At 50.7% G+C, this 3902-nt stretch carries 3 protein-coding genes; all 3 read left to right on the plus strand.

Annotated elements, in window-relative coordinates; genetic code table 11:
* A partial coding sequence (gene cotE, locus GRP75_RS20940) for an outer spore coat protein CotE (RefSeq protein WP_160790266.1) occupies positions 1 to 473 on the plus strand: 473 nt, incomplete at its 5' end.
* A 132-nt stretch (positions 474 to 605) separates the two neighbouring features.
* Positions 606 to 1841, plus strand: coding sequence for a putative amidoligase domain-containing protein (locus tag GRP75_RS20945; RefSeq protein ID WP_075154364.1), 1236 nt, complete (start codon positions 606 to 608; stop codon positions 1839 to 1841).
* Between the two features lie 110 nt (positions 1842 to 1951).
* On the plus strand, positions 1952 to 3902 hold a 1951-nt coding region (gene mutS / locus GRP75_RS20950), incomplete at its 3' end, for a DNA mismatch repair protein MutS (protein WP_160790267.1).

Here is a 3902-nt window from a genome sequence, read left to right on the forward strand (position 1 = left end):
CCGTAACTCCGCCGAATAATCCGACGAGCATTTTAGGGGCATGGATTATTAACCACCAGTATGAAGCTGTGGCGGCGGGGGACGGCATTGAGGTCGTCGGGACGTATGACATCAATATTTGGTACTCATACGATAAAAACTCGCAGACCGATGTGGCCAAGGAAACGGTGTCGTACGTGGAAAATGTGCCGCTCTCGTATCTTGATCCGAAGCACCGGGCGTCTACAGTGGAAGTATCCGCCGAAGCTACACAGGAGCCGAGTTGCGTCGAGGCCAGTGTGTCTTCTGGAGGTGGCAGCGTAATGATCCGGGTCGAGCGGGAATTTGCGGTGGAGCTGGTGGCGGAAACGAAGATTGTTGTAGAAGTATTCCCGAATGGTAGCAGCGATGATTTTGACAAAGACTTTGATTTTGGAGCGGAAGAGGGGGACTATGAGGAGCTCGACCCCGACCTCATTGACGACGAGCTCTGACAGAAGTAACCAAAAAGAGGGCCGCTTTACTCTTTGCGCCGGCTGATTCTGCGCAGGGGGCAAAGGCCCTCCTTTTTTGTTATTATGGGTTGAATTTGGGTTGAAATCCGTACGTAGTCCGTAGGGGGGAATATGATGCAGCAGCCGGGACAGGCGCTCATACGCTTCAGACAGATGCCAAATGATGAAAAAAAGCGTAGACTGGAGCGTTCAGGCATAGCGGTGCAGTGGATGGATAGCAGTATAGCAGATTTTGCGATAGGCTACGCGGTGCAAATCCATCTACTGCGAGTGTTGGAAATTCGTAGACGTGCCATCGAAGGCCCTTCCAAAGTCCGCGCATACGATCTGTCTGAACTGGATCAACATTCACCGCTCTATGTCCGGATGGAGCGGCTGGCTGTACGAGCGTTGTACACCCTGGGTTTGGACAGTGGTGAGGTGGTACTGACGCCGCTGGGGGAGCGCAGCTGTCAGGTGCGCGAAATCTCGGCACAGCCATGGCTGAACGATGGACGTTTGGCCACATTATATGAAATTGCTGCGCGCGAAGGGGATGTTGAGAGTGAGAATCTTTCAGCGCAACGAGGAAGAGATCGACTGCTCATCGGAATGGACCCTGAATTTGTGCTGGTTCGTATGCCCGAGGGACGGGTCGTTCCGGCCTCAAGATATTTGGGTCGTCTTGGCATAGCCGGCTGCGATGCTGTTACTCGTCGAGGACGAACACTGTATCCAGTCGCTGAGCTTCGCCCTGCGCCGAGTGGAGATCCGGCCCATCTGCTGAAGCACCTGCGTCAAGCTTTTGCAACAGCAGCCCGGCGCATTGCCGACCACACACTCATCTGGCAGGCAGGGGGGATGCCACAACCGGGTTTTCCGCTGGGCGGACATCTGCATTTCAGCGGGGTTTCGCTAAACGGTGCCTTGCTTCGGGCACTAGATAACTATTTGGCACTGCCTTTGGCGCTACTGGAAGACAAGCGTGCGACTCGGCGCAGACCGCATTATGGCAATTTAGGTGATTTTCGCCGTCAGTCGTATGGAGGCTTTGAATATCGTACACTGCCCAGTTTTCTTATCTCGCCACAGCTGGCGAAAGGTGTGATTGGAATGGCGTTTCTCATTGCCTCTCAATATCCGCGTTTGCAACGTAGGCCGCTGGGTGAGGAGGAGGCTCACAGAGCCTTTTATGAAGGAAATCAACTTGTCCTTAAAGAGTATATGGAACCTCTTATTTTGGACATGGTTTCACTGGAAATATACTCGCAATATGAAGCTTATGTAGCGCCATTGCTGGACAGCCTCCGCAAGGGGAAACAGTGGGATGAATCACGGGATTTGCGCCCGTATTGGAAGCTTACGTAAAATGAAGTGTCGACACCAGGAATGGTTTCATGTTATCGACTGTCATTTTTGATATAATGAGAGATAATTATAAGTTTAAACGGAACAAAGTGTGGGGGTTAGTAAACGGTATGTCCAAATATACACCGATGATAGAGCAATATTTATCCATAAAAGAGCAGGCCAAAGATGCATTTTTGTTTTTCCGCCTGGGAGATTTTTACGAGATGTTTTTCGATGATGCAATTCTTGCATCCAAGGAGCTGGAAATTACACTTACGGGTCGTGAGGGTGGCGCCACGGAAAAAATTCCGATGTGCGGCGTGCCTTATCATTCAGCGGAAAATTACATACAGCGCCTCATTGAGAAGGGTTATAAAGTGGCTATATGTGAGCAAATGGAGGAAGCCTCAGCTACGAAGGGGATGGTGCGACGGGATATTGTCCGCGTTGTGACCCCGGGTACGGTAATGGAAGGAAAGGTGCTGGGCGACAAATCCAACAACTACATGGTATGTGTCACAGAGACGGACGGGATGCTGGCACTTGCGGCGTGCGACTTGTCAACAGGTGAATTGTATGTGACCTCTGTGCCTGATTCGAAAGAATGGCTACTAGATGAAATTAACATTTATGAGCCTTCCGAAATGTTGGGGGATGGTCATCTGCTCGATTTTGTGACATCCCGTATGTCCCCCGTTGGACGGCGCGTTGTGTATACGTCTTGGGACAAATCCAAGGATGATCTGGTTCGGGATCAATTTGGCGAAGCCACATGGGCAAGGCTTACGGAGGAACGTAGACGGTGCGTATCGCGCCTGATTTCCTATTTGAATGAAACGCAAAAAAGATCGTTAGGCCAATTGACCCAAATCTCGGTATATGAGCCAAACCATTTTATGATTCTGGATCCATTTACCCGCAGGAATCTGGAACTGGTGGAGACGGTACGTGAACGCTCAAAGAAAGGCTCGCTGCTGTGGCTGTTGGATCGCACAGAGACTTCCATGGGAGCGCGTCTGTTGCGTCGTTGGATTGACAAGCCGCTGTTGAGCAGCAATCTTATTGAGGAGCGCTTGGAGGCGGTGGACAAGCTATACCACCAATTTATTTTCCGAGAGGATGTACGTGCTCAGCTTAAAGAGATTTACGATCTGGAGCGTCTAGTTGGGCGGATCGCCTTTGGTAGTGCTAATGCACGTGATCTGATCGCTCTCAAGCTGTCGCTGGCCCGAATTCCGTCTTTACGCGAATTGTGCGCTGAATCTCCTTCGAAGACGCTGAGACGAATTGCACAAACGCTGGATAGCTGTACAGACCTGTGTGCGTTGATTGAGGAAGCGGTGGCGGATGAACCGCCGATTTCCGTAAGGGATGGAGGTCTTATTAAGGAAGGCTACCATCAGCGTCTGGACGAACTGCGCGAGGCGAGTGTGAACGGTAAGCGTTGGATCGCTGAGCTAGAGGCCAAGGAACGTGCAGCAACCGGCATTCGGTCACTTAAGATTGGATACAACAAAGTATTCGGATATTATATCGAAGTGACCAAATCCAATTTGGCTTCATTACCAGAAGGTCGATATGAACGCAAACAGACGCTGGCGAATGCGGAACGGTATATTACACCGGAGTTGAAGGAAAAGGAATCTCTAATTCTGGAAGCCGAGGATAAAATGGTTGATCTGGAGTACACGCTTTTCTCCGAGCTTCGCAGTAAACTGAACGCTGAAATTCCACGTTTGCAAAAGCTGGCAGAGCAAGTGGCTGAAATTGACGTGTATCAGTCGCTGGCTTCGGTTAGCTCGGAACGGGGATTCGTGAAACCTGAGCTGACTACAGGATATGATTTCGTAGTGGAGCAGGGTCGCCATCCCGTGGTGGAAGCCGTAATGAAAGATGGCGGTTTTATCGCAAACAGCACGGTGTTGGAGGAAGCCGATGCGCATATTCTACTTATCACTGGGCCGAACATGGCTGGGAAAAGTACGTATATGCGTCAGGTTGCGCTTATTGCGATTATGGCTCAAATTGGCTGCTTTGTCCCTGCTGCACGTGCCAAGGTGCCAATGCTGGATCGCATTT

Origin of the sequence: Paenibacillus sp. OT2-17, from assembly GCF_009827695.1 — a bacterium.
Taxonomy (GTDB): Bacteria; Bacillota; Bacilli; order Paenibacillales; family Paenibacillaceae; genus Paenibacillus; species Paenibacillus polymyxa_B.

What these genes read in the sequence shown, in the direction of transcription:
- GRP75_RS20945 (WP_075154364.1), top strand. Translation starts at nt 606, where the DNA reads ATGATGCAGCAGCCGGGACAGGCGCTCATACGCTTCAGACAGATGCCA.